19 protein-coding genes and 1 pseudogene are annotated in these 26431 nt (G+C 59.2%); 10 read left to right on the top strand and 10 right to left on the bottom strand.

Translation table 11 applies throughout. The features are described from left to right. Positions 1-11 precede the first annotated feature (11 nt). Both KIV56_RS18110 and KIV56_RS18115 read left to right on the top strand, forming a co-directional pair. Positions 12-2273, top strand: a complete 2262-nt coding sequence (locus tag KIV56_RS18110) for a hypothetical protein (protein ID WP_281534502.1) — start codon at positions 12-14, stop codon at positions 2271-2273. A 109-nt stretch (positions 2274-2382) separates the two neighbouring features. After that, positions 2383-3606 carry a hypothetical protein gene (locus KIV56_RS18115; protein WP_281534503.1) on the top strand — a complete coding sequence of 408 codons (1224 nt, stop codon included), beginning with the start codon at positions 2383-2385 and terminating at the stop codon, positions 3604-3606. Between the two features lie 248 nt (positions 3607-3854). Here the strand turns inward: KIV56_RS18115 and KIV56_RS18120 are convergent, their stop codons facing one another. Next, the gene (locus KIV56_RS18120; protein WP_281536266.1) at positions 3855-4127 is read right to left on the bottom strand and encodes a hypothetical protein; all 273 of its coding nucleotides are present in this window, start codon (positions 4125-4127) and stop codon (positions 3855-3857) included. Here KIV56_RS18120 and KIV56_RS18125 point away from each other — a divergent pair. Next, positions 4074-4516: pseudogene (locus KIV56_RS18125) on the top strand (transposase); the annotation flags it as partial. The gene KIV56_RS18120 and the pseudogene KIV56_RS18125 sit on opposite strands and share 54 nt — an antisense overlap. A gap of 338 nt (positions 4517-4854) precedes the next feature. On the opposite strand, the gene KIV56_RS18130 reads toward KIV56_RS18125, so the two are convergent. Then, positions 4855-6126, bottom strand: coding sequence for a hypothetical protein (locus KIV56_RS18130; RefSeq protein ID WP_281534504.1), 1272 nt, complete (start codon positions 6124-6126; stop codon positions 4855-4857). A 507-nt stretch (positions 6127-6633) separates the two neighbouring features. Beyond that, positions 6634-7314 carry a hypothetical protein gene (locus KIV56_RS18135; protein WP_281534505.1) on the bottom strand — a complete coding sequence of 227 codons (681 nt, stop codon included), beginning with the start codon at positions 7312-7314 and terminating at the stop codon, positions 6634-6636. Between the two features lie 75 nt (positions 7315-7389). On the opposite strand from KIV56_RS18135, the gene KIV56_RS18140 reads away from it, so the two are divergent. Further along, positions 7390-7992, top strand: a complete 603-nt coding sequence (locus tag KIV56_RS18140) for a hypothetical protein (protein WP_281534506.1) — start codon at positions 7390-7392, stop codon at positions 7990-7992. Between the two features lie 396 nt (positions 7993-8388). Here the strand turns inward: KIV56_RS18140 and KIV56_RS18145 are convergent, their stop codons facing one another. Further along, entirely contained in the window at positions 8389-9012 is a 624-nt protein-coding gene (locus KIV56_RS18145) for a hypothetical protein (protein ID WP_281534507.1), read from the bottom strand. 1862 nt (positions 9013-10874) lie between these two features. Here KIV56_RS18145 and KIV56_RS18150 point away from each other — a divergent pair. The 3 genes from KIV56_RS18150 (at position 10875) to KIV56_RS18160 (ending at position 14273) form a co-directional block, all read left to right on the top strand. Further along, positions 10875-11186 carry a hypothetical protein gene (locus KIV56_RS18150; protein WP_281534508.1) on the top strand — a complete coding sequence of 104 codons (312 nt, stop codon included), beginning with the start codon at positions 10875-10877 and terminating at the stop codon, positions 11184-11186. Next, a complete protein-coding gene (locus KIV56_RS18155) occupies positions 11158-13194 on the top strand; it encodes an McrB family protein (protein ID WP_281534509.1) in 2037 nt (678 codons plus the stop codon). The genes KIV56_RS18150 and KIV56_RS18155 overlap by 29 nt, the downstream gene beginning before the upstream one ends. Before the next feature lie 107 nt (positions 13195-13301). Beyond that, on the top strand, positions 13302-14273 hold the full coding sequence (locus KIV56_RS18160) for an McrC family protein (protein WP_281536215.1): 972 nt from the start codon (positions 13302-13304) through the stop codon (positions 14271-14273). A 400-nt stretch (positions 14274-14673) separates the two neighbouring features. On the opposite strand, the gene KIV56_RS18165 is transcribed toward KIV56_RS18160, so the two are convergent. The 3 genes from KIV56_RS18165 to KIV56_RS18175 all read right to left on the bottom strand — a co-directional run bounded on the left by KIV56_RS18165 (position 14674) and on the right by KIV56_RS18175 (position 18871). Continuing rightward, positions 14674-16464: a helicase-related protein gene (locus tag KIV56_RS18165; RefSeq protein WP_281534510.1), complete on the bottom strand. Its 1791-nt coding sequence runs from the start codon at positions 16462-16464 to the stop codon at positions 14674-14676. 59 nt (positions 16465-16523) lie between these two features. Beyond that, on the bottom strand, positions 16524-17648 hold the full coding sequence (locus tag KIV56_RS18170) for a DEAD/DEAH box helicase (protein WP_281534511.1): 1125 nt from the start codon (positions 17646-17648) through the stop codon (positions 16524-16526). Between the two features lie 518 nt (positions 17649-18166). Next, positions 18167-18871: a Hachiman antiphage defense system protein HamA gene (locus KIV56_RS18175; protein WP_281534512.1), complete on the bottom strand. Its 705-nt coding sequence runs from the start codon at positions 18869-18871 to the stop codon at positions 18167-18169. A 500-nt stretch (positions 18872-19371) separates the two neighbouring features. Between KIV56_RS18175 and KIV56_RS18180 the strand changes: the two genes are divergently transcribed. Then, on the top strand, positions 19372-21342 hold the full coding sequence (locus tag KIV56_RS18180; RefSeq protein ID WP_281534513.1) for a DUF2510 domain-containing protein: 1971 nt from the start codon (positions 19372-19374) through the stop codon (positions 21340-21342). 103 nt (positions 21343-21445) lie between these two features. Continuing rightward, on the top strand, positions 21446-21727 hold the full coding sequence (locus KIV56_RS18185; protein ID WP_281534514.1) for a hypothetical protein: 282 nt from the start codon (positions 21446-21448) through the stop codon (positions 21725-21727). Positions 21728-22321: 594 nt separating this feature from the next. On the opposite strand, the gene KIV56_RS18190 is transcribed toward KIV56_RS18185, so the two are convergent. Continuing rightward, positions 22322-22549, bottom strand: coding sequence for a hypothetical protein (locus KIV56_RS18190; protein WP_281534515.1), 228 nt, complete (start codon positions 22547-22549; stop codon positions 22322-22324). A gap of 86 nt (positions 22550-22635) precedes the next feature. Between KIV56_RS18190 and KIV56_RS18195 the strand changes: the two genes are divergently transcribed. Continuing rightward, positions 22636-22890, top strand: coding sequence for a hypothetical protein (locus KIV56_RS18195; protein ID WP_281534516.1), 255 nt, complete (start codon positions 22636-22638; stop codon positions 22888-22890). A gap of 528 nt (positions 22891-23418) precedes the next feature. On the opposite strand, the gene KIV56_RS18200 is transcribed toward KIV56_RS18195, so the two are convergent. Both KIV56_RS18200 and KIV56_RS18205 read right to left on the bottom strand, forming a co-directional pair. After that, positions 23419-24489 carry an NYN domain-containing protein gene (locus KIV56_RS18200; RefSeq protein WP_281534517.1) on the bottom strand — a complete coding sequence of 357 codons (1071 nt, stop codon included), beginning with the start codon at positions 24487-24489 and terminating at the stop codon, positions 23419-23421. Beyond that, on the bottom strand, positions 24462-24809 hold the full coding sequence (locus KIV56_RS18205) for an NYN domain-containing protein (RefSeq protein WP_281534518.1): 348 nt from the start codon (positions 24807-24809) through the stop codon (positions 24462-24464). The genes KIV56_RS18200 and KIV56_RS18205 overlap by 28 nt, the downstream gene beginning before the upstream one ends. Positions 24810-26431 lie beyond the last annotated feature (1622 nt).

A 26431-nucleotide genomic window follows, 5' to 3' on the forward strand; every position in this document is an offset into this window, starting at 1 on the left:
GAGCCATAGCCGTGGCTGAGTTTGGGCCCTACTCAGTTGATCCGGCTCAGATTGCTGGACTGACTGGTGCCGACTTCGCGGCGTTTGTAGTTCAGCTGTTGGACGCCGAGCGGGCGCGGGCAGGCATTGAAGGGGCGGCGCTCACGGCTACCTATCGGACTAACGCGGCCGACGGGGGAGTTGACGCTGACCTGCGGCGAGGTACGAAAACCACGTGGATTCCAGAGGGTGAATCCGCGTGGCAATTTAAGGCTGGGGATGCCGGCCCCCAAACTTCTGCCTCAGAGCTTCGCCTTGCCAGCGCGGCACTCGCTATCCTGACTGCAGGGGGCTCATATCGACTGGTACTAGGTAAGTCGATCGCACCCGAGCAGATCACTGATCGGCGCGAAGCGCTGGAAGCCGTGCTAAAAGATTGCGCCATCGCGGCACGTCCCGGGCAGATAGAAGTCTTGAATGGCGACGCGCTGGCCCGTTGGGCCGAAGAGTTTCCAGCGCTTGCGAGTAGCCCCCTAATTCGGGGCATGCACATTATTGGTCAGACTTTCGACGAGTGGTCGAATTCCGCGATGCACTGCTCGGCTTGGATCGGATCAGAGGTCCGAGACCAAGAGATAGTCGACCTGCGTCGCGAGATCGATGAAGGTGACGACCTAGGTGTCCGCGTCGAGGGCGGCAGCGGTTTCGGCAAGTCTCGAATTGTGATGGAGGCTCTTCGGGATCAAGTCAATGAGGTGCTGGTCGTCTACGTCCCGAGCGAAGACCAATTCGACCCCGCAATACTCAGTCGCCTTCATCGACAGGGACGCGCTGCAGTGATGGTCATCGATGAATGTGATGCCCGGCGGCACGACACGTTCGCGGGGATGCTGCAGACGGGAACGAAAATTCGGCTCGTAACGATCGGCGAGCGGTCAACCCGGACGGCTAGAGCGCCGATGATCGAAATTACGCCGATCGAGGAAAACACGCTCTCGCAGATTCTGCTCACCAGCGAGCCCGGGCTCTGGCATGAAGCGGCTCGGGTCATCGTCGACATGGTAGACGGTGACATCGACTATGCGCTCAAGTGTGCCAGAGCGGTAGTCGCCCATCGCTCAACCAACGCGCGTGAGCTCATAACCCCAGACGAGGTCCGGCGTTTTGTCGCCGATAGGCTCCCTAGGGGTGCCCTTTTTTTAGCGTCCTGCGCTCTCGCGTTGTTCAGTCGGATCGGATTTGAGGGTGAGCTCGAAGAAGAACTACATACCGTAGCCACTGGATTAGAGGTACCCGCGGCGGATCTCTTCTCGGCGGCGGCCGAGCTCAGCGCAACAGGGCTCCTCACCACTCAGGGGCGTTACCGGAGCGTTGGTCCGAATGCAGTGGCTATATATCTCGCATCTCAAGGATGGTCATTGTTCCGTTCCCGAATCCTGACGGGTTTGATGCCTCTTCTCAACGAGAATCAGGTCGAGCGCCTCTTCTCGCGTGCTGCTCAGATCGGAGACCGCACGCTGACGCGGGAGGTGGTAGACCAACTGCTTGGCAATGGCGGAATCCTGTCGTCCTTAGAAAACGTGGCCAACGACCGGCGCGGTCGTCTGCTCGGCAACTTGGCCATTTTGTCGCCGGAGCGAGTTACCAGCCGAGTCGTCAATTTGATCGCAGCGTCATCGGACGATGAACTTCTTCGCGCCTCCGGAGCGCGTCGACCGCTCGTATGGGCACTTCAAAAGCTCGTCTGGCACACTACAACGTTCGAGGAGGCAGCAGATGCAATGCTGCGTCTCGCTACGGTAGAGAACGAAAACATAGCTAACAATTCGTCCGCTGAGTGGATTGGCCTGTTTGCGACAATGTTGCCAAGCACCGCTGCGACGCCGGCCGCCCGACTGAGCTATTTGCTCCGGAAAGCCGCATCGGATGACATGCGGATTCGAATTCTCGTGGCCAAGGCGGCAGAGCGGGCTCTGTCTACAAGCGAGTGGTCGATGGTTTCGGGGGAGGTCCAAGGTGGAGTTGTCGTAGAACCCCGAGGCCAGCCGACCACTTGGGGACAGGCGTGGGAGTATCAGTGCGCGATGCTCGACATCCTTCGCGAGTTAGTGAATGACGCGGAGCCGCAGATTGGCATTGACGCTCTAAAAATCCTAACGGACTCAGTACAGGCACACCTCGATCAGCCAAAGGTGCGCGATCATTCCGCCGAGGTGCTTGCTACTTTGTCGGCAAGCCAGGCTCCGCGGGGTTCGCGCCAAACTCTCGGAACTCTCCTCGTTATACCAGCGTGACGAATCAGACAGTGTGGAGCGTGCGGCCGATAGTGCTCACCTGCTTGAGGGTATTCGAGCTGTCGAATCCATCCTCCCAGCCGCGTCGTCGGAAGACCGATTGTGGGTTGTGTTACACGAACGCGCTTGGGATCGATCCGCTGCCGATATTGAACTTGACATTGTGGCAGCGATCGCTGAGATCCCCAATGCCGACCCGACAGCCACACTCCTTGACGCACTTTCAGAAGGGATTCCGACCGACTTCAGCGTGGGTCATATCTTGGCAGCAGCTCCCTCGAAGGAAATTGAGGACGTCCTGGTTGCCCAACTTTCGGGACCGAACTCGCGTGCGCTTCTCGGCTATCTTTTGGGGTGCGAAGAGCGTAGCCCCGGTGCTTTCGATCGTTTCGTCGATGACGTTGACATCGAAGATGTACTCAAATTGAGTCTCACCACGCAGGGCCCGAGGACGGAACGAGCGGTGGAGCGCGTGGCCGAGCTTCTCCCACGGATGACTGTTGCGGCGGGAGCTCGTGGCGTCTTTTTCTGGGCCCGTGATCTCGGCGTCGAACGGGTAGCGGAGATATACGTTGGAGATTGGGTAGAGCGCGTAGAGACTCAAGAGGACTACAACGCGCTTGTCGATTTCGTGGCGATGCAACTTTATAAGCGGAATGAGCGATCGGATGCGGTCGAGAACCTGATCCTGCGGGTCGTTGCGCTTCGCGTTGCGTTCCCACGCGTCGGGCAACAGAGCTACGACTGGGAACAGCTGGCGGGTCGACTCGTTGAGGGGCACGCAGCACAACTGGTGGACTTGTTTATTGAACTTGTCGAGGACGATGGGTTGAGGATATTTTCTGACGATCGGAGGGGCGATCTCTTCAGAGACGCGGTGGAGGCCGCTGGCCCTGAGGCGTGGCGGTCCATTCTCGATCTGATTGACGCTGGAGGGTCGTTCCGTCTACGCTTCCGGTCACGTGGGTGGATCGCGGGGATAGCAACACGGGAGGTGGCGGCGAACTGGGTCGGAGATTCTCTTGATCGCGCTCGAACGCTTGCTTCTGTCGCTTCCGTTACCGGCACTCAGCTCAGCCCAATCGTCAAGCTCCTCATTAACGGTTTCGGTCAAGATTCTCGGGTGCGGTCCGCGCTGGTCGGTGATTTTCTTTCCGGATCGTGGATAGGAAACGAGTCTGCTCGAATAGAACGGCAAATCTCTCAAATACGCAATTGGGTGAGCGACCCGAGCTCAACCGATGCTGAAAAGGCCTTCTGTCGAAGCCTTATCGAAGGCCTGACTGACAGCCTGGGTCGCGTGGTGGAGCAAGAGCAAGAAGAAGATTGGTGAGCTTGGCATGTTTGCGTGCAGTGAAAGGAACGACTTCTACCTTTGTTCAGAGACACTCGAACCTGTGGCCCTGAGCTTTCACCAACCACGTGAGAGTACGGCATAGGCGTCAAGGACTTTGAGATTTGCGGACTGCGGCCACGCACGGTTGCATCGGAGGCCAGCGTCTGGGTAGGCACTCCGGCATCGGTGAGTGCGTGAGTACTGAGGCGCGCAAGACGCGCCGCGCGCGTGTACGAACGCGCGCGTCATGTATGGCGCGAGGCGAACAACAACCGTCCGTCCTGCCGCAAGTGAAAGATCAGTGGCTGAACCACAAACCAACAGATTGCGAGGACATCGGCGACGATAATGTCCCAGATGAGGACCTGAGCATCTTCCGGCTCTGCCAAATGCATGTAAAGGCTGCGCGCGGACTTAGCGACCGAGTCAGCTGGTCGCTGGGATGAAGGCGGAGCTGACCTCAGCGACGCCAGCGGGACGAGATCGCGGTCGACGTTGAACGGCTCGTGGAGGCTCACCCTTCACCCCGTTCTGATCAGCATGCACGGAGTCGGGATCAGGACCGCCGCCAGACTCCTCACCGAAGTCTCCGGCAAGGACTTCGCCTCCGCCGGCCACCTCGCCGCGTACGCCGGCCTGGCGCCGGTGACCCGACGCTCGGGCAGGCTCCATCCGGGGCGAGCATCCGTACCTATGCCGGAACGAGATCCTCAACCGAGCCCTGTTCCTCTCCGCCTTCGCCGCGCTCCGCGAACCACTCTCACGCGCCTACTACGACCGCCAAATCGCCCAAGGCAAACGACACAACCAAGCCCTCGTCGCCCTCGCGCGCGGGCGATGGGACGTCCTCAAAGCTATGCTCAGCGACGGCACCTTCTACCAAGCCGACCATCAACTCGCCGCTTGACAAGCACATAGGGGCACCCCCGCGGGTGAACACACGGAACCGCGCGACCCTCTCCCGGCCGCCGAGCGCCGGCTGGGCGATTGGGCGAGATACCAGCGACGCTTCGAAGAGACGCCCACCGGCTCTACCAGCAGATCCGGGTGGACGTGTCGCCCGTGTTCGGATGTGACCCCGCGACAGCATCTCGTGGGAACGTCACAACGAATAATGGGTCCAGCACGTGCGAAAGCGTCCGAGCAGAACGAACTTCCTAGTTCATCTGCAATGCCCCGGCTCCCAACCCCCGCGGGCTATCAGCTCTGCCGGGGGTTTGGTAACCGGACCTTGGAAGATTCCTCTCACTGCTTGAGCTTCGAAATCGCGCTTCTGTATTGTTCGAAGTCTTCCGAAAGGTGGGGGCGACTGTGCTCAATCGCCATGTACCAGGCGCGACCGAGTTCGGCGAGATCGATGAATGTCGACGCTAATTCGGATGCTGCATCAGATGTATCGCACGCAAGTACAACCCACACCCAGCGCAGAGGCAGCCCTGCTGTCAGGTCATAGGCGACCTCGCCTATGGCGTAGCACTCCAGAACGTCCTCTGCTGAATACAGAGAGGAGTCCTCAAAGAGGCCCGCGCCTTCGAATTCGCTGCCCAACTTGCCAGACTCGACGAGATCAATGAGTCGCCGGTAAACCTTGGCTCCGAGTTGCGCACGGGGGAAACCGCCATCGTGGGCGAGTGACAAGGCAATGCGTAGCAATTGTCCGCGATAGCGAGCGTCGTTGACGAGGCGACGCCCGGCCGGGTCCGGCAGCAGCCGCGTGACTTCCCTCCAACTGTAAGCGGCGGCCTCGCTCCATGAGAGTACTTGTGCGTATTCCTGGCCGCCTAGATCGGCAGCACGAATCTTCTCGACCACTTCAATGCATGTCGCGATTGGCTGTCTCGCTTCTGAGGGATGCTGCTCCAATAGCCGAGACCAGCTGCTGCCGACGTTGTTGAGATTGCGGCTGTGCAGGCGCAAGAACTCAAAGAGTGTGTACGGGGCGTCCACATGGTAGTTGCTGGGGCCGGAGACACGCTCCACTGCACCTCTCAATAAGTCGCTCTTGCCGAGGAGTCGCGGGAGGCCAAGGTAGGCGATCATCGAAGTATTGACCACCCCCATCGTGTCCAAGTGGGACAGGCGAAGGTCCCGGCTGTCGACGGGGAATCCGCGCTCAGTGACGAACTGCGCCTGATTTCCGACTCTCCTGTCCGAATGGATAATTCCATTGCGGAGGTACTTTATTGCCAGATAGTCCGACAAGACATCGGAATCAGAAACTCCGTCGGTGTAGACGGACTGAAAATAGTTCCGCAACGCCGCGATCTTTTCTGGGTTTTTTGTTCGAGGGTGCAGGTAGATGTTGAGATCGGGGTTGCCAGTTCGTTGGAATTCTTCAGCTATGGCATTCTCCACGTTCCCGATCATCATGACTGCGTAAATGCGTGCGACTGTGGCGTCGAGGATGTCAGGAACGTGGTTCTCGAATGGATTCCTGAGCACCGATCTTCGCACTGTTTCTAGGAAGATCATGTCGTCGGAGTAGGTGTCCGTGAATTCAGTCGTCAGGAAGCTCATGAGCCCTATCATGGCGTCCATCTCTCTCTGCCAAAGTCATGACGGGCCGAATCGATGAAGACACTCAAGTCCCAACCAAGTGCCAGGGGAACGCTGCAGCTTCACTCGACGTTCGACCTGCGGTGATCCCTCGCCCGTAATTCCTGCATTCCATTCAGTAACCCGACAAATCTGGAGGAAAAGATCGCGGGGCGCGGAGGAAAAAGCCATTCGTGGGAGACCGCGATCCGCGCCCTGACGGGTTTCGCGATCAGCCCACCAAATGGGCCGTTCGCGAAACTCTTCACGAAACGGTCCGGTCGAAACAAAAAAGAAATCGCTCCTGAGGCTCCTCAGGAGCGATTTCTGGTTTAGGGGCTTCTCGCGTCCGATTCCGGTCGCGATTCTTCAGTTGTGGTTGTCCTCTCGGCTGCTGAGCGTGTTTTCAGGCGTTTTCACGCGCGCCGGATTGTCTCGAATGCTGGGTGTTTTGCCCTCTCGGGCAGTATCGGTTCCTTGACCGGACGGTTAGGTCCGAAGCGGTGGTCCGCCGGTCTCATCCGATGCAGGGTGTTTGGCCTTGTCCGGCCGCATCACGCCGGCCAGGTCGGTGTCGGTGTAGGGGTTGTGCCATTCGCGGTCGCGCCGGCGAATTGGACGTACAACGGGTTCTCCGTGGACGTGCTTCTTTGCGTCGTCTTTGATTTTGTCGCTCATGAAGGCTGCGATTTTGCGGAGATTGAAGTTCGTAAGCAGAATGGTGACGATGATCTGAGCGGCCCCGAATCCGCGGACGCGGCGGCGGCTGGCGGATTCGATGTCTTCGGTTCCGGCGCTCTTGATCTGGTGATTCAGCGACTCGATGGAGTTGCGGGCGTGGGTGTGGAACTTGTCCCATTCCGGGGTGCCGTATTCGAAGGCCTGCGCCGTGCGAGTGAACTTTGCGGTGTCGAATGAAACGGAATGCTGGGCGCAGATTTTGTCAGCGAAGTCGGGCAGGTCTGCCCCGTCGACTGCGGGTCGGGCTTTGTCCGTCACGGTCTTGAGTAGTTCCCGGAGGGGGCAGGTCACCGTCGGACTGGGACCAAGGGCAGGGCAACGCAGCACGACGCGACCCTTTGCATCGGGTTTCTCCTTGACGTGGAGCTGGAATGCGCTGCGGCTCTTGATGCGCTCCCGGTAGGTTGCCGTGTCGATGATGTTGCCCAAGTGCTCCTTCGTCGCGTTTTGGAGCGGCTCGGGGGTGCCGGGGCAGTACGTGCCGCCTCCGATGAAGAGGGCGCCGTGGTCTCCACCTTGGGCGCCCAGACGGTGGACTCGGTAGTCAGTGGATGGCGTGAATCCTTCGTTGAGCGCATCGTCATGAAGGCGTTCCGTCGTGGAATTCGCCCAGTACTGCTTGTCGGCGTCTCCGACTCCAGACTCCAACCCGAGGGCTTTGGTTGCCCTCATCAAGGAGACGGCAGGACGAAGAAGGAGAAAGGTGACGATATCACCGCGTCTGAGAAGAAGTCTCTTTCGGACGAGGAGAAAGAGTACAAGTCCAAGCGCAAGCAGATTCAGGAAAAGCTGATCAAGTTCGCCACACGCATACCGGCGTTCATGTACCTGACTGACTATCGCGAGAATACCCTGTTCGACGTGATCACTAAGATCGAGCCGGGGCTATTCCAGGCGGTGACGGGCCTTAGCGTCGAAGACTTCAACCTGCTCGTCTCGCTAGGCGTTTTCAACGCTGGCCACATGAACCAGGCAGTCTTCGCGTTCCGTCGCTATGAGGATGCATCCCTCTCATACACTGGCATCGAGTCCCAAAAGGGCCTGCGGCACTACGGACTCTATGACACCGTCGTGGCTGTGGATAACGCGCCCACTCCTGTCGGATAGATTCCGCGTCCTTCACACGCGCCACGCGAGTTGGCTCGGTGACCACGGGGGCTTCAGGCGTCGAACATCTTTGCTGAACCTTTCTGGTCCAACAGAGTTGAGCGGCGATTATCTGCTGCTCTTGAACCCAGGATTAGGAATGTACTGGCGTCCTTGCTGACCGGCGAACACGATCATGCAGACGGTGCGGTGATGGCTCGCGCCAGCATCCCGACTGACGCCTTCTGAGCCTGCGGCGAATTTCAAGTTGTCCGCCGAAGCCGACGAGGAAATCGGAGGGACCGACCGTGACCTGAGGCGTGGGGTGTGCCAATCGAGCGGTTGCTGCGACTGCCTAACTGTCGATGCGGCGGCTTCGAGGAAGATCGTTCGAATGCACCGTCCAGAGCAAACTGCCTAACCCGGCATTGTTCCACCGCTGACAATGGTCGTGAGGGTCGTCTTGGCCGCGACCGAATCCTTAGGATGCTCCGATCGCCAAGCTTGAAGGACTGCGCTAATCGCCATCACGAGCTTCATGTGCTGATCATCCGGATGGGTAGCGGCTTTGCTCAGAGCCGACTGGAGGAGCTCGATCACCTCGGAGTCTTCGCCTCTCGCAACCATGGCGACAATTCCTAGGTCGCTGCCGAGCTCGAATGTACGGTCCCTGCGCTCGGCGCGAAGCTCTATAGTCGATTCGCCAGCCGTCTCCGCCTTTTGGATTCGGGCAAGCAACAGACGATGCGCTGCAAGTAACTTGGCGATCTCGACCAGAGCTTCGTCAAGCCGCCACTCGTATCGTTCGCGACGATCCTCGCGCAATCGTGTTGCCTCCGAATCTGCAGCATCTGAGGCTATTCGCGTCGCGCGTTGAGCTGTTTGCCAGGATGCCACCGCAACGATGAGAGCGCCGAGTCCTGCAAGGGCCGGGAGCACAATTTCCCCGGCTGCGGCCCATCGACCGCGCTCGGTGTTCGCATCAATCAAGAGGACGGCCCCGATTCCGAGCGCGGCCACAACGATGATGGACGCGCACATCCACAGGACGAGCCTTACCCTTGACTTCATTGTGAAAGCCTAACTGTGCGGAGGGCGTACAAACGGGACTGCCCGCGGCCTCGTCATCGACTCGAGTTGAATGGATGACGGCGGACAGTGCCCTACCGTGGGGTCATGGACCTTGGGGCGTTTGGTGAGTGGTGGACAAGTCAATATTGGGGGAGTGTCGCTGACTGGGTGGGTGCGATTGTCACCACGGGTGCGCTGTTCTGGGCATTTCTCGTGTTCCGGTCAGATCGAGTTCGGGCTTCGCACGCTGAGGCCGATCGATTCACGTCCTACATTGTCAGCACGACCCATGACCTGACGTTCTCTACAGCTAAGTTCGAGTTCTTCAACGCGGGTGACACGCCTGTGCCACTTGCCTACCTCGTCACCTGCCAGATGAGTGGGAACAATGGGACGCCGTTGAGAGCTGATGGGGGATACGTCTTTCGACCAGGCGCAGGCACGAGCTTCCGCGTCCGTCTTGCGCGCCACTCCAACGACACCTTCAACTACGTCTACTTTCAGGACTCGCACGGTCGCACGTGGCTGCGTGATATCGCCACGGGTAAGTACGTGTCCCTTCGACGACAGACCCGGGGACCATGGCTGCGCTACCAGGGCAGCCCGAGAGCTAGATGGGAACAATTCGTTCAGAATCAGAAGGAGCGGCCTCTTCAGCGATGAAGATAGTTGGAACTGGCGGGCTGCGGATGCGCTGTCATATGTACCCTTATCGGCCAGGGGCATGTGCCAGTGTCGCTGCTTCTTTTGGGGCAATCCTAAGACTCGGTCTGGGAACCGCTGAGCGTTGATCACGAGAAGTTCGCCTGGCCTCTGTCAGGATTGGATTCATGACGGAGTGTATCCACGGACTTGTGGAAAACCAGTGTGGGGTCTGTGGCGTTGGCGTTCGACGGGCGGGTGGCCACGTGGGGACGATGGTGGGGAAGTCGTTCGCGCTGGTCTTCGTGCCGAGTCTTCGCGCTGACACCTTTCTTCACCTCAATCGGGAGCGTGACCACTGGAAGTTTCGCTGGTACTCGTCCCCAAGTCGCCCTGCCACGGAGCCTGGCGCAATCCGGACAGGCGTCGACACGGCTTGTGCTGGACCTCCGTGACGTCAAGTTCGTACACGAAATCGCCTACCCCCACTCGAGCAGGCCCGAAGGGCTTTCCGTAACCGACTTCCGATACTGGTACGACGAGATTGCAAAGGTGAACGCTGCGCACAACGTTGGCGAGTGATACCTCGCTCGGCCGTAGCTTTTCCCAGTGAATCGCAGTTGGCCGCTGCTGTAAGGGTTGTGAATTTGGGGACGCATGACGATTCTGATTCGGGACTATGAGCACGGTTGGCGGGAGCCGTCCATTCTCGGGTATGAGTGAGGCGACTTCAACGAAGCGATGCTGGCGACGCGCGCTCCCGCGGTGAGGCGGGCCCTTGGCCGCTCTAGAGACGATGAGAAAAGGCGCTAAGCGTAGACGCGATTCGGTGCACGGACGGACGGGTCTTCGCTCTTGTCTCTACCATCTGGGCCGTGTCGTGGTCGCAATCGACGGCTATGTGCTCAGGAGCGGATCGCCGGTCGCACCGGCTAGGCTCAAACGAAGGCGGGCTCCCCGAGCGGGGATTGGATAGCCTCTCGCGTTGTCGCCCGCTTTTGAAGTTCAACGGGGGAGTGCAACGTGGGCCGCGGTCATAGTCAGACAGGACTTGGCAGATGCCGGACCGGGAATCTCGTATTGGAGCCCTGGGACTCGATCCCTTCGAGCATCGATCGTGGCACCACGTTCGTGTCCACGCTTGAGTTAGCCCCCGGATTCGGCCCGCGGCATCCTGAGAGGAACGCATCATGAGCGAGCTAATTGAGCGCGGAGTCGGATCATCCCCGCTTGTTGAAGACGCGGCCTGGTTCATTTTGCAGCCGTCCCTCACAGACGGCGATTCGCCGATCCTGGGCCGGCCAACTTGGACGATAGAGAATTCCCGGCTCCTGCCTGCACTCGTCACTGGTGAGAACTCTGACATGGGTGATCGCGGATTCCTTGACAAGCTCGAGGACCAGCTGCGAGGGCAAAGTGATGACCTGATCGCCTTCACAGCGGAGCCTGCTGTACGTGCACGCGCTTCCGCTTGTGAATATCAAGTCGACGACGAAGATTGATCGTATTGAACGGGTGCTCTCTTGGTCGCCGAGTGCCCTCCGTCTCCCGGAGGCAATGCGGGACGGCCTGGAGCTTGGCGGGGTGTTCAGTGGCGGAACTGGCTTCAACATGCTCATCTGGCAGCAGATGCTCTGGCTCTGTCGCTTTGTGGAGACCTGGCAGTCGGCGGACGAGACTACGCGTCAGACCGCACTCTCGGATCCGTGGGCCTTTGGCACGCTCGCTGCCACGACGCCCGAAGATCAGCCCGCCATTCGCGCATCGCTCTGTTACATGGTGTGGCCTGCTTACTTTGAGGCGATTGTAAATTTGCGCGACCGCAAACGCATTCGCGACACATTCGCTTTTGAGATCGGGGGTGCGACCGGTTCCACGGAGGAAGCCGTCGATCGAGATTTGCTCGCTATCCGGCACCGCGTCGACGCTTCGGCGGGCGGACGGGTCGACTGGTATGACCAGCCGTTCAGGAAGGAGTGGTCGCCGAAATCAGCACGGCCTACTGCCGGACGTCGTGCGTGGCTAGTGCGATCGAAACAAGGCGGACCAGCGCTTACGAAGGCCTGGCTCGACGATGGCTTCATCTCATTGCCTGCGAGCAACCTCACCCTCGACATTGACTCAGCGACCGCTGAGGCTGTGCGTGAGTCCATTGAATCCGGCTACGCGCATCTCACCTACGCCCAGCGGCTCACCATGACCCGCGAGTACAGCGACTTCGTCCTGCGCATGGACGTTGACGACGTCGTCGCGGGTTTGCTGGATGAATCACTCATCGTGGGAACTGTGATCGATTCCCCCGAGCTCGTCGAGGAAGGCAATTCGCGCCTCCGACGCCGCGTCGCTTGGTCATCATCTCGCCCTGCCCGCGGCGATCTACCCGAACCACTTCCAGGGCTCCTCGATGGGCAAGGCGTGGTCGTTGACTTCACGAGCGCGCTGCCTGTCCTCGATCAGTTTCTTGTTGATGCCGTCGAACCCGACCCTAGGGACAAGGAGGATCCGGTCATCATGCCGCCGGCAGTTGCCACCGTTCCTGTTTTGCCGAGCGCAACGGATGGTCTCGCTGAGTCGTTATACATGCCGCGGAGTGCCTTGCAGGAGATCCTCGATCTCCTCCAACGTCGGCAGCAGGCCATCTTCTACGGGCCTCCCGGCACCGGCAAGACGTTCCTCGCGCAGGCCCTCGGACGCCATATGGTCGGCACAGACACTAGTCGCGTTCGCATCGTCCAATTCCATCCCTCGTACGCCTACGAGGATTTCTTTGAGGGTCTGCGCCCCGAGGCGACTGCTGGTGGCGTGACATTTGGTCTGAGGCCTGGTCCGCTGAGACTGATTGCCGATGAAGCGGCACTCGCGGAAAACGCGGCGTACCCGTATGTGCTGGTCATTGACGAGATGAACCGTGGCAACCTCGCGAAGGTGTTCGGTGAGCTCTACTACCTCCTCGAATACCGGAATGAAGGCATCCGCCTGCAGTACAGCGGAAACGAGGAGGAGTTCCGACTTCCGAAGAACCTCTTCATCATCGGGACGATGAATACCGTGGATCGCTCAATTTCCTTGGTCGATGCCGCCATTCGGCGACGGTTTCCGTTCGTTGAGCTTCACCCCAGCGTGGAACCGGTTCGGAGCGTCATGGAGTCCTATCTCCGCGCTAACCACAAGGATGTTCTGCGTGCGCGCCTACTCGATGCGCTCAATGCGCGCATTGATGAGCGCGACCTTCAGATTGGGCCGTCGTACCTAATGAAGAGCGACGCGGCCACCCGCGCCGGACTTGAGATGATCTGGAAATACGACATCTTGCCCCTCCTGGAGGACCACTACTACGGTCAGCGGTCGCCCGAGACTATCCGCGAGCATTTCGGGCTCGACGCGCTTCTGAGCGAGATCGCAGCAGATGGAGGCGGGATTGGACCCGTTGATATTAGCGGCTCATGGGACGTCGTGGCCGACGAGACCGACCTGGTGGTCAGAGAGGCACCCGAAAGCGCTGGGGTTTAGAAGTGTCACTCCTTCGCATCGCGCTTACCGAGACGGCTACGGCCGGCGAGCGATACTCGCTGCCCCCTTTGATCGCTGCCGCACTCGCGCAGTCTCGGCTAGTGGAGATGCGGCCCGAGGGCGACGGCTGGTGGCGTGTGGTGCCCGTGGGTTTGGTCGGCGCCGTTCGGGTGGGCGACGTGCAGGTGGAGGTGTGGCCAAAAGAGAAGGTCAAACTCTCACACCTGCTATTCATGCTCGGCTATGCCAAGGACCCGGGCGTTCTTCCGACGGATGTCGAGGCCGGCCCATACGACGACCTCTGGCCGGCCCTCGCGGAAAGCCTTGCGCGTCAGGGCGAGCGTGCACTGCTGCATGGAGTGTTACAGGGCTACCAGACGCTCGAGGAATCGTCCATGGTGGTGCGCGGGCGGATTCGGGTTGGCGACCAGTTGCGCAGGCATTCGGGACTCCCTTTCCCGTTGGAGATCACCTACGACGAGTACTTAACCGACATCTCGGAGAACCGCATCTTGCGCACAGCACTCCGTCGAATGCTGGCTGTTCCACGGCTCTCACCAACTGTAAAAGCCAGATTGTCGCATCTGGACAACCGGCTATCCGGAGTTCAGATTCTCCGCTCGGGCGTACCCCGACCCCCATGGAGAGAAACACGCCTCAACTCCCGTTATCACGCCGCATTGCGCTTGTCGGAGGTCATCCTCGCCAATACCGCCGCTCAGACCGGGACGGGCAACATCAGCGTCGCATCGTTCGTCGTTTCCATGTGGAAGGTGTTTGAGGATTTCGTGACCACCGCACTGGGGGAGTCATTCTCGCGCCTTGGCGAACATTCCGAGACGCAGTACCCAGCATTCCTCGATGCCCCTCGCCTCGACGGTGGTGCTCGCGTGACGATGAGCGTCGACCTCGTGCATTTCGCCGGTCGGCACCCCGCCACGGTTCTTGACGCAAAATACAAAGCCGTGGACTCCCCCGGGGTTCTCCCAACGCGGATCACTATCAAATGCTTGCGTACTGCACCGCACTCGAGGTCAAGCGCGCGGTGCTGGTGTACGCCGGCAAGAACCCATCACTGACCCGACGGGTCGCCTTCACGGATATCGACGTGACCGAACATCCACTCGACCTCTCGCAAACGCCCGCGGAAATGCTGGGCGCGCTCGACCGGCTTGCTGCCTCCTTTGTCGGAGGCTAACTGACCGGGGAACGGACCACCGGCGGCCATGGGACTCGAGCCGAACTGGGGTCTCCCTGCTCCCTGCCCCTGCCGGCGTCGGCCCCGTCATCACGGGTGCCGAATCGGGCGAGTCGCCTGGCACATACGGTTCCGCATGGTCTCTAGCGGGTACGGAGGAAACCCAAATCTGATGACACCTGCACTGCTGCACCCCGGCTCTACTGAGCGATGGCCGGCTGCCCCGCTAGTTTGACCGTTGTCAGACCACGCCGCAGAGTTCGTCGGGGTAAGTGGAACCTCTAAAATGTTAGATCTGCGGGGCCCAAGTAGCTGAGTTCTACCGCGTTCGGAACATTTCGCGCCGTCACCCTGAGCAGTCCCTGTCGCCTCGGATTAAGCGCAGACACGAGTTTTCCAACTCGTTGCGCATCCGAGGTTTCGAGTACGGTTTCGTCATGGTCCAGTGACACTGCCCGGTACGGAGCGCCGGGTGTTGGCTGGTACGAGCCATACCAAGCTGCGGCTACCTCATGCTCCTCGTGATGCCAGGTTCGTTGCTGGGACGGTGTGCTTCGAGCACGAAAACTCGCCCAGACCTCTCTGGTCGAGAGTGTTGGCCAGCCGAGGTCTGACGCCCTTTCAAGCACGATCTCCGAGTTCAACCAGGCGTTCATTTCGGTCAGGGTCGTGAAGGTTGCCCCGGTGGAATCGACGGCTGCTATCGCCCCTGAACGAGAGGCGAATCCCGCTCGCATCAATAGTGAGGTTGACCTGTTTAGAGTGCCGGATTCCACCGCCGCTACGGCCAGACCGAGATCGGGAGTGTCCAAATCCCACGGGCTTGAGTCTGCAGATTCGTGGGCTGTCGCGCGCACGCGAACGGATTCGAGTGCCCAAGGGAGCCGATAAGCAAGACTTTCCTCGATGAACTCAAACACGGCAAAACCATCGTCGGATCGGATTTCGACGACCTGTCGACCTCGCAGCCAGTCGGCTAGAACTTCTTCCCAGTTGTTGGGGAGGGCTTTCGGAGTGAAAGGAACAACGTTGAAGGCGATTCGAGCGAATTCGATGATCGATTCAACGGCTTGGGTTTCGTGGCCTAGCATTATGCTCGCGTCAGCTGCGCGAAGATGGCGGTTGAGTTCATCTGAGTAAAGGTCAAGTTGCCGACCGGTCTGGAAACCGACGCCTGCGAGGTAGTAGCCCTTTCGCTGAGCCGGGGTTGAACCCCGCCAGATTACCTCTGATCGTGCCAATAGACCGACTCTAAGTGCCAGCCGAACACTCTCGTTCTTGTGGGCGAGTGTTCGGGCCCATAGGGAAGAGGATAGGGCAGCGTCTAGGGACGCGGCAACGTCACTCTGCTCGATCTCGACGTCGTGGACAAGGCTCAACAACGCGCTGTCAAGACTTGCGACCTGCGAGGTCCAAGTTCTTCTGGATATCGATGCATCGGCAGCGGCTTCGTCGGCTAATTCAGGGAAGGACCAAGCTGCCGCACTCGTCACGTATTCCAGCAGACGATCCAAGTCCGTTTCTCCGAGACTTCGTTGCATGCGAACGAGTAATTCCAGGAGCAGCCTGACGAGTCCGCTCTGCATATCCCGCGGCTGCGCATCCGCAACCAAATCCGACCAGTTCTTTCGCGCCCTCCAGGTGGGCTCGAACATAGGGTGGACGATCAGCCCCGATGAGTCGATAAAGGCCCGACCGGCGCGTCCAACAATGTTTCTGAATTCTGATGGTTCGATCATCTTTCCGGAACGCCACAGGCTGTGGATGACAAGCGCGCTTGCTGAAAGGTTCAAGCCCTGAGCGAGGGTCGGCGACGAGATCGTTATCTTCAATGCGCCAAGCTGAAGTAGTCGCTCAATTTCCTTGCGGTATGGGCCCGGCAAGGATCCGTGATGGACAGCGACGCCGATCCTTAGACAATCAAGTATTGGATGGTTGAGACCGAACCATTCACTGCCGATTGCCAGCGCGGTGTCAAGTTGGTGTGGGTCCCCGTCGAACACTGAAGGAAGGGCGCCCTGCAGGTGCAGCTTTACGACTTCCGAAGCCAATGCGTTGACGGAAGCTTTCAAAGGGCAAAAGATCAAGACGGTCTGCTTGTCGTCGACCAGGCGCCATGCCGTTGCAAGGGTCAGTTCTTGCTGGTTATGGGGAAAGGGCGTTCTTCTTCGTTTGCTCGGGGGTTTGACTCGGTCAGGAATCGCGGAACATACGGCTCCTCGTCGCCCACCGTAACGTTCAACCGAGCGTTCCCCCCACGCCAAACGACCTCGCCGTACCGGAGCGTGGTTGGTCGCCAGTCACTCGATACGAGTCCGCCCGGTTTGTCGTTGGTGAGCCAGCCGACGAAGTCCTCGACTTCGTCCCCGCTCGGGAGTATCGCAGAGAGACACACGATGCGTCGGACCGAAGCGTCAGGCCGACGTAAAAGTTGCTGAATTTGAACTTCGTAGCGAACTTCCCGTTCGTTCATGCCAATCATGTGGCCTTCGTCTAGAACGATGAGGCCCACATCGTTGAGAAGGTCGGGGTCGTTGCGCAGAGCGAAATCCAGTTTTTCAGGGGTGGACACCACGATGTCTCGATCTCGCAAGATGCTTTCGTCGACATGGCTGACCCCTGTGGTGCCGTATAGCGAAGAAACTGTCTTGCCGAGGGGGACGAAGGTGCGCTCGAGAACAGCCTCGGTTTGTGCCGATAGGGCTCGCAGCGGCGTCACGAACACGACACGCTTGCCTTCAGCTAGCGTCGCCAATATGCAGAGCTCCGCTATGCGGGTCTTGCCTGCGCTGGTTGGTAAAGAGACGACTAGATTCTCCTGTGTGTCGAGCACACGGGCTGCGGCCTCCAATTGCGATGGCCATACTTCGATCTCTGATCTGCGGCGACGAAAGAGTGAGGCTATGAAGATTTCGCGCAGTTGATCCCAACCGTCCCGGTCGTCGCCGTCAGGGCTTCGCGGCAGGACAACGTGAAAGCTCGACTGCCACAACTCACGAAGTAGATGAATTGCGAGCCTATGGCACCACCATTGGGGAACCATACCTAAAATGCCGGCCCCATGTAGCCCGATTCGAAGTCGTTCAACGGCAGTGTTGAGCAGCTGCTCCTCACCTCGTTCGAAGGCCAAGAGCGCCGAGCTGATGGCTCCCAAGAACGCGTCTGTTAAAGCCGCATCGACGACGTCGAAAACCTCCGAGTGGTCTCTTTGATCCTCGTCTTGATCTTGATCTTGGTCTTCGCCGGGTTCAAGCAACTCTCGCAGTTGGCCTACGAGGTGGGAGTCCGATGCGCGTACGTCGGCTCGTCCCTCCGAGACGAAGTCTGCCAAAGCGTCGAGATCACGCAACATGAGGAGTATGAGGCATTGCTCGCCGAAAGAATTTTCGTTGCTGGGTTGGGAGGGCTGAAGCAGTGAGTACGCTCGAGCCTGAGAATCTTGCAAGATGAAAGGCCCCTGCTGCGACCACGCGATGGAAGCCCGACTCCTGCGTGGGTGATCCATTTGCGATGACAGCTTCAATCGCTGTCGCCGCGTATTCGAACGCTCGCCGGGATGTTTCATCGGACCCGTCGATATCAGCAAGTTCGAGGCCGTGCTCAAGGAGAGCGTAGCCGTAGGACATGAGGTCATCACTCAGGAGAGTGTCGAACGGAGGTGTGTCATCCGGTAGTGCGCCGTCACGCCAGATCATCGCACGTGCTTCGCCTCGAGCTAGAAGTCGCCCCCGAAATCCGGAAGCCGTAGCCTCATCTATCGAGTCCCTGAGAAGATCAGCGCGTCCGGGCACTACGCACTACTCTCTTGAAGACGTTACTGATGAATTCCTGATGTTCGTGGACTTGCAGGCCCACTACTAAGCGGCGGACTCGTCCCGTGTAAGACTCCGTGTGCTCACGAAGAATTTTGCGGGGGTTGTTGCCCGTGAATGTGAACAGTAAATGTGTGACCTGTTTCTGTGCAATGCGATTCTGCAGCATAGCGGCCTTGATTCTATTGCTGAGGTCCGTGTCCCCCATCTCGAAGAGCCGGCTTGCCATGAAGCTCAAGGAATGGGCTGAGGGACGCCCGTGTTCGCGCAAAAGCGCGGTCTCTGCCTCATTCAACGTCGTTTTGGACAGGTACGCACGGCTCTTCGCTTCGCCTTTTAAGAAGGCCAAGGACCCGCCCTTCTCCAAACGGACGCCGAGGAGATCGTCGCCGCGCATCGGCATCTCGCGACTGTCTTTCCATCGCAAGCGAGCAAGCATCCGATAGCCGAGCTCGCGAGTCGCGTACTGAGTTCCGATGATCTCGCCGAGCTCACCCGAGCGTGCACGAATTCCCGTGGGCACTTTGCCCAGGAGGTACTTCGCGGCGTTCGCCTTCCCAAGCGAAGCGAGGACCGATGCGATTTCGTGTCCAGAAGCATACTGTCGTGGAATCGCCGCAGCGGCCCACTCCACCCCATCCTCAACGGTCGTGCTGTCAGCGCTCATGTGCACGAGTTCGTGCTGACCTATGTCTTCGCGATGGAAGGTGACCCACGTTCTAATTCGCCCCATTTACTCATGCTCGCAGATTGCACGTCTCGCAATGCTCAAATCACCTCCGACGCGCACAGGAAGGGACTGCGGACGGTTTGATTGACTCCAACGCCGTGAGGAATTCGCTCATCACGTCGGGACGGTCGCGGCTCCGCTGACTCAAGAGCGAATCGTGTTCCTTTTCCAATGGCACGGCAATCTCGTCTCGTGGCCAGCAGGGACTGGCGGGTTTCGGCCCAGCTGACATAACCGCTCATATCGGACGTCTCACCGCCTTCCCATGCCAGCGCGATCGCACAATCCGGCGCGCGGTTCACCGGTTAGTCGAACGCTCACCCGTGGCCCGTGGACAGGTCACTCTTCCGGAGAAACCATGACACCTGGCGCTCAATCTGAGGGCGGCACCGTGGCGTGAGCAGGTGGGGCGACATGCTTGGGGGAATACTGAGTGCATGTCCACCACCTACAAGTTGCCTCAGATGCCCTCCGGCGTCAGGCATAATCGCCTCGGCGCAATTGAGCTGGCGCCGACTCGCTGCCGCATCTGCGACTCGCCGGAACACAGCAAGGGTCTCGTCGGATGGTGCGGCGAGAAAGCCGTCGCCCTATTCTGCGGCGAGTGTCTCTCTGCGACGCCGAACCCAGGCGCATTGCTAGTGGATGCGTCCCTCGTCGCCGTCAGCGTTGGCCAAATACACGCACTGAGCGGTCTAGTGCCAACCGGCACTAACTGGCGGCAGTCCGTAACCCACAAGTCGATCCTTGACAGTCTTCCGGTGGAATCGATCATGTCGCTCTTACGAGCCTTGCAGAGCGTCCCCGATCCTGAAACCGTCAATGAAGTGTTCGGGTCGTGGCATCATCTGCTCGTCGCGTCGGGGATTCTTACCGATGGGAGGCGACGCACCGCCAGGGGGACGGTCAATGTGGCAAACGATGGGCACCTGTGCTTTTCTTTGGGTGAGCGTGTAATTGACGATTGGCTGCACGCCAACGGCATCGACCACCGACGCGAACCTTTGTATCCGGAGTCAAATCGGCGCGCCGATTTCGAGATCAGCGGAATATTCGTCGAGTTTTTCGGGATGGCAGGGGACGCAAAGTACGACGAGAAAACTCAGTGGAAGATGGCCCGCGCCGAAGAGCTCGGGCTTACCTTGGTCGCTGTTTTCCAGCGCGATATTGATAGTTGGCCCGTTTTCGTCGGATCCTTTGCCCAAGCTCTCGGAGTGACCAATTTCGTTACCGCGCTTCCCGCCCGACGGGACACAACACCTTCCGACATGATCCGGGTGGCCAAACGCCCGGTCGACTCCATCGAGGCTGAATCGATCGAGCCGGAGGTCATTGCCGCCGGCTGGTTCCATGACCCGTTCCGTCCCAAGAGGTTTCGCTTTCACAACGGACGGGCATGGACGCCGAAATGTATCACAGTCGCGGACAGTCGCGTCAGCTCTTCTCCGAAGATCACAGCGGAGAGGGAGAAGGTCGTCAAGGCTTTCGTGAAATCACTGGCTCGCTCGTCCGGCGGTTCTGTCGAGGCGTCCGAGTGGGCGGCGCAACTCAAGGTCACAGCCAGTGGACCGCGGATATTCGAGTCCGACGTTGACGAAGCCCGACTAGACCTCGTCGCTTGGATTGACTGCGTTGAAACTCTCGCGGAGGCGAACCACCGGTCCAAGGAGAGACGTCGAGATGCGTCCGCGTACGGGTCAGAGATCGACATTTCGCGCAGCGTCAGCAGCCAACCCTATTTCTTGCTCAGCCAGCTTTTCCACCTTCTCGGCGATGCACAGGCGGAAATGGCGGTGTTAGAACGCCTCGTCGTGTTCGCAAACGACCTCAGATGGCAGCGTCAGCACCGCGCCCTGAGTTTGCTTGCAAGAGCAGGCGTTGTTCCCGCGCCCGACCGGGCCGGATTCACTGCGGCTACACCTCTGCCCGACGACAGCGCCATCGTGCACATCGGCGGCGGGCAATTCCTCGAAAGCGACCAGCACGAACTGGATAACGGATCGCGGGGCCATTGCCCCGACGCGGCACCGACGCCGGATCAACAGCCGGACGCCCTCCGCGCGCCTATCTGGAGTGGAAACATCTTGGTGGCTTTGGATGCCGCAAGCGATCCTGGACTCGCCGTTGAAGACATGGTCGCTCTTGTCGACCATCCGGATCCATCCAATGCTGGCCTTGCTCTCAGAAATCCATCACTTCCCAGCGTTCTTGCTCGACCGGATCGCGCAGATGGCGTTCGACGATGCTGCCGGTCATGCCGCAGGTGTGTTGCGCACCGGAGTGTTGAAACATCCAAATCTCTCACCCCGGTTCTTCGCCCTCGCCGTCGACAGCGAAGAAACCGATTGGAAGGACGCGGTCGCCGCCAATCCGAGCCTGCCCGATCCTCTGGCAAGCCGGCTGCTTGAAGAGTGCGGCCCACTGGTTCGGAAAACGGTACTGGAAAACCTGGGCGTCTCGCATGGCGTGATTACGACGCACCGATGGTCCCATGAGAAATCGAGCAGCGTCGTGTTCGCCGCAGTGCGCCGACTCCGAGGGCCAGAACTTCAAGGACTTCTGACTCAGATCAAAATCGCAAAACAGAACGTGGATACACGAGTGCTGATCGCCAAACTGACCTCGGATCCCGCGCAAATCTCAGACCTGTGCCGCGACCCAGATTTTCGGGTTCGCTTCATGGCCAGCACAAACGCGTTCGTTTCGGCGGAAGATATGGCGGCTGTCCTCCGGCTGGGCACTTCTATGGGGGTTCCGAAAGGTCCATATGCCGATTTGAAGGAGGTCGGGTGAGGTAGTTGGACAGGGCCCCGCCGCAGCGTTCGATAAAAGGGATCATCACTACATGGCGATGGCGACTTCCAACGTGCTTCGCGAGCTGGCCCGCCTGACGCAGTTGGGCAGGCTCGGTGGACTTCACTTTCGGGGCTGTCATATGACTGTTATCGGCGCTGTACTGCCTTGAGTGCCATCCGACGTGAGAACTCGAACTGCCAAGTATTTCTGCATTTTTCCGGGGATCGTCGGCACGTGGTCGCGGTCGCGGGAACACTCAGAGCCACGAACTACCGGCACTGACTGGTGGGTTTCTTACATAACGGCACCTATCGGCTTTTGCGCGTCGGTGAGCGAGGTGGTTAGGGCTAGGGATGTGATGTATCAGGACATCGGTGACCCTCAGGAGATTTTGCGGGAGCCTCGAGGCGCGACTGCGTTCTCTCGAGGATCCGGCGGAAGAAGGGGCCACAAGGACCAAGCTCCCGCGCGGGTTCGGTGATAGTTGCGAGTGAGCCGGGCAGGCGGAGTACTACCGCTGCACAGTGTCCTGTCGGCTCGGACGTCTCGGCCTGGGCCGTCATTACAAGCATCCGGCAGCGTGCGCCGAGGTTAAAGAGGCGACGCCCATACCTCGACGATGCCGAGTCTTTTCTCGTCCTCTCTAATGGGTACACGAAAGAAGCCGCGCGCTTCAAGGTTGAGCGCCGCGTGTTCCAGAGACGCCCAACCCGTCGTGCCGAAAACGCGGCCGTCATCACCCATCACGCGCTCAGCCACAATGCATCCTGCATTCACCGGATCAGGCCTAAGCACCCAATATGTGCCGTTGTCAGTCATGGGCTGATTGTCTCACGGACATTTGGATTCAAGTCGCAAGCTGGTAGGCCCGGCAGCTCTTGATAAAGGACTAATGAGGACGCGGCGTGAGCGGAATCGTGCGTTCTAGTCATCGTAACTATGATGAAAAATACCTGTTCATAACACGAAGGAGTCCACATGGCTCGTACACCTGGCGCGACGAACCGAACCCCACGAGAAATCAAGAAGGATGGGCTTTTCTCCCTCGCCCTGAGCAAGCAGAAGGACAAGAATGCAAAGCTAAAAAAGGAGCTCGCTGCAGCCAAGAAGGCAAAGAAGAAATAAGCGCTGCAAGCGATCCGACGAATTTCCAGATATGAGTCACCGGCACTGCAACAAAGCCTTCTGGAAGTGTTGAGCATCGCACAAAGAGAGGGCAGTTGGAGTTGCTACAGCTAAGCGAAGACCCAGCCACGGAAGGTCCCCAGCCAAGCGACGTCACAGTGAAACTTCATCAGTGGCTGCCAGCCCGTCCGGTTAAGCTGTTGGCCTTGTGTCATCTCGATGGCGAAGGACGCTAGCAGGCTTGCGACAGGGACGGCGCGACGTCACCGACTCCGATGAGAATCGCCTAGGCGTCGCCCATCGATTCGACAAGCCGGGTTCCCGAGCTCAACAGGGTCGAACCCCATGCATTTTCTTCGATAAAGACGATCGCCTTCTTGTCCCCTTTCTGACAGCGGACACACCCCAGTTCTGGGGCGACCCGCACTCGGAAGGTTGAGACTGACCGAACGTCAAGGAAACGGGTGGAGAGGTGCAATCGCCTTTGCCTTGACATCGCGCACCTGCCACGGCCGAAATTAATGCCAAAGGGCCGAGGAATAGCTACGAGGTGGTGCCTCGGACTAGGACGAGATATGGACCTGAGCACGGGCGCCCGATGTCACGCCAAGATAATGTGAAGGAGCGCCTTCACTGTGATCGATGAGATGCGCGCTGAGAACTTCCTGCTCCGGCCCAAACAGTGCCTCCCGAATTTCCTCATCCTTCGGGACCATTTCTATCGTCTCGGCCCGCCTTCTGGCGTCACCCAAGACCAGGGCAATTCCGTCACCCACGCGAGTCACGTCGGACGTCAGCATCAGCGATGAGTCGTCGTCCACTCGAAACGCCCCTACCGCGAACAACAGCCCGAGCGCGAGCCTGATTTGTTCTGCGGGCACGTCCGGGAGGTCGTCCCCGAGTGCATCTAGGAGAGCTTCAGGTTCCATGGGTGAAAATCGAACAGTCAACTCTGCGAGCACGTTCATGAGCGATGTGAGCTTCGGATAGATGACGGCCGGTTCGACAGCCTCGAGCGACAGGCGCAGTGTATTCGCATCTGGAACAGCGACCGGATCAGTTGGCGTAGACGCCTTCTCTGCTTCCGCCGGAGCAGCCTTAGACGTCGGATTCTTGACGCTAGTCGGGCGATAGATCTTCAGTCCGCATTCGTTGTCGACGAAATCACCGAGTGTCTTGAATCCATACGTGCTGAAGCTCACTCGGGGCCACTGCGTACGGAGTTTGTTCCCCAACAGGGCACCACTAACTTCGTCACCCCTCATCATCTTGGGGTTTTGCAGAACGATCGCTTTAACGGACTGCACGTACTCGTTGACCGTCGGGATCCTGTCGGAAGGAAGCCGTGTCACACTCAACTCTTTGATGCTCACGTCAGATGATTTGGTGATATTCGAAGCGTTTTCCACGGCAGCCCTTGAAACTCCGGCATCAACTTCGAAATAGTGGTCAGCGTTTGATCGCAACAATGCGCTCACCCCACCCGCGCCGGCACCGGTCAGCGTAGCTCCAATGACGTACTTGCCGAGATACTGAAGACGGCGGACCAGAGGAATGAAATCACCATCGCCGCTCACAATCACAAATACGTCAACCCAAGGTGCCTCTACTGCAACGCTGAGCGCATCAACCACAATTTGGACGTCGGCCGCGTTCTTCCTGCGGCCCTCGTCTGGGTTCTTCTTCCCGCCCCCGCGTAGGAGAAAATCTGAACCGGCTCGACTGCGTTCTCAAGCATTTCTCGGCGGTAGGTTGACATACCCGCCACCATCCAATTGGCATACGCTTTTGTTGTTGCCGCGCTCGACCCAATCTGAAGATCCTCAATGAAGTGGCGAATTTCTCTGAGCATGCGCGACAACGGTACTCCAGAGACGTCGTTGTTGTAGCCGCCGAACATGTTTTCCAAGTCGATAAAAACTGCCACATTCCGCCGGTGTGTCCTGCTGTCCATGGCATGCCCCCCAGTTATTGATGAACTGGCTCAAACCTAGCGCTCAGAACGATCAGACGAGTTCGTGGAGCCGCCCGATAGGCGGCCCGTGAGAATGTGCACGGCCGGCCGGCCGGCCGTCGGCGGCAACAGGGTTCGCGGCACACATAGTCAACTTCCTGGCAACCAAGAAATGCGCGAGACTGACGACAATCATGGCGGGGAGACCACCGACGACGGCATCTTCGTTGTCGGTGAGGAAGCCCGGCTCGTTGAGCGTGTCGAATTAGTCGGTCGACCGAACTAAGAAATTCTGCCACGGGTCTTGCGGCACTGCAGCAGCCGGCCAGAGACAGTCTGAGCGCGACGAACGACAGACTTAATGGCTGCGACAAACGCCCCTTGCTCCGCGGGGCCGAGACGACCGCCAGGTGCTGGATTTGGCTCTCCAGAGCGCTTGCCAGTGGGGTGAGCGCTTCGGCGAGGGACGTGTCGGCTGTGGCATTTTTTGTCTTCCGCGTTGCGTCCCAGACCCCGAGGCTTGCAACCATTTCGAGGGACTGGGATGTAGGGATGTCGACGTCGATGCGCACGGGCACCCCGTCGTGCATCGCCTGGGAAAGTGTCTGGGCGGCACCCCGGATGTGGCGCGCAATTGTTGCACCGATTCCCTGAAGTGAGGAAAGCCGGAAGACGCCCTGCACTGTCCTCAACCCCGCGGGTTTCGCGGTAGTCGTGTTCCGCACCGCCGAGAGTTAGGTCGAGCACCGTGATGGGAAGCTCCTACCCGGCACAATGACCACGCGAGTCGCTCAAACAGCACCGACAGTGCACGGCGAAGCGCTATACGTTCGATAGAGTCCAGGCATGGCTACTTGCGGATCGTGTGGGTTTGACGGACATAACAGTCGCACCTGTGGGGGGCCCAATTGGCCGTGCCCGACCTGTGGCAAGCCGACGGCCAATATGAACGACTACTCCGAGCGCCATGACAATGACTATTGCTCTCCCTTCACTTCACCCGGGTGTTGGGGCTGACAATGCGTCTCAGGCCGTGATGACCCGGCGACTGTGGCCGGTTCGGAACTGTCGTTAGGGTCGCTCGGCCACTAGCGAGTCTTGAAAACGACCCGCGCAGTCTTGCCTGTATGGGGATTTGAAAGGTGGCGGCGGTATGCCAACAGGACCAAAGCATCAGAAGTACTCCACGATTGACGGGGGCTCCTCCCAGTACGGGGAGGATTGCCGTTGCACGATCGGGGAGGACCATGACGCAGCAGACGATTCCGGCGGGGACTCGCTGAGCGTCTGGGATGCCGCAAACATCTGGCTTTCGAACGGCATGGATGAGGATTACACGTTCGGCTATGGCGAGGATGAGCTTAGGCGTGCCGCCGGCATGGGGTGAAGGCGGGGCTGGCCCGACACGATGCGAAAAGTGTGAAGGCATGACCCGTTCTTCGACCCTGCCGCCACCAATGGTGATCCGCTTCCTTGAACTCTTGGAAGATCTGGATGAGCTCCTTTTCGAGGTATCCGAACCGATCAGGCAGAGGCGGGTCGAGGAACCGGCCGTGTCTGATCGTGCCGGGATGGTTGCCAGGGGTGCCCGCCCGACCTCTACGCCGCGAACGAAGCGATTG

This window comes from Cryobacterium breve (genome assembly GCF_027594785.1).
GTDB classification, from domain to species: domain Bacteria; phylum Actinomycetota; class Actinomycetes; order Actinomycetales; family Microbacteriaceae; genus Cryobacterium; species Cryobacterium breve_A.

Excerpts from the sequence above, each read along its gene's own strand:
- KIV56_RS18130 (WP_281534504.1), bottom strand. The coding sequence starts at position 6,126 with ATGAGCTTCCTGACGACTGAATTCACGGACACCTACTCCGACGACATG.
- KIV56_RS18145 (WP_281534507.1), bottom strand. The coding sequence starts at position 9,012 with ATGTGCGCGTCCATCATCGTTGTGGCCGCGCTCGGAATCGGGGCCGTC.
- KIV56_RS18150 (WP_281534508.1), top strand. The coding sequence starts at position 10,875 with ATGAGCGAGCTAATTGAGCGCGGAGTCGGATCATCCCCGCTTGTTGAA.
- KIV56_RS18160 (WP_281536215.1), top strand. The coding sequence starts at position 13,302 with ATGCGGCCCGAGGGCGACGGCTGGTGGCGTGTGGTGCCCGTGGGTTTG.
- KIV56_RS18175 (WP_281534512.1), bottom strand. The coding sequence starts at position 18,871 with ATGAGCGCTGACAGCACGACCGTTGAGGATGGGGTGGAGTGGGCCGCT.
- KIV56_RS18180 (WP_281534513.1), top strand. The coding sequence starts at position 19,372 with ATGTCCACCACCTACAAGTTGCCTCAGATGCCCTCCGGCGTCAGGCAT.
- KIV56_RS18190 (WP_281534515.1), bottom strand. The coding sequence starts at position 22,549 with ATGACTGACAACGGCACATATTGGGTGCTTAGGCCTGATCCGGTGAAT.
- KIV56_RS18205 (WP_281534518.1), bottom strand. The coding sequence starts at position 24,809 with ATGGACAGCAGGACACACCGGCGGAATGTGGCAGTTTTTATCGACTTG.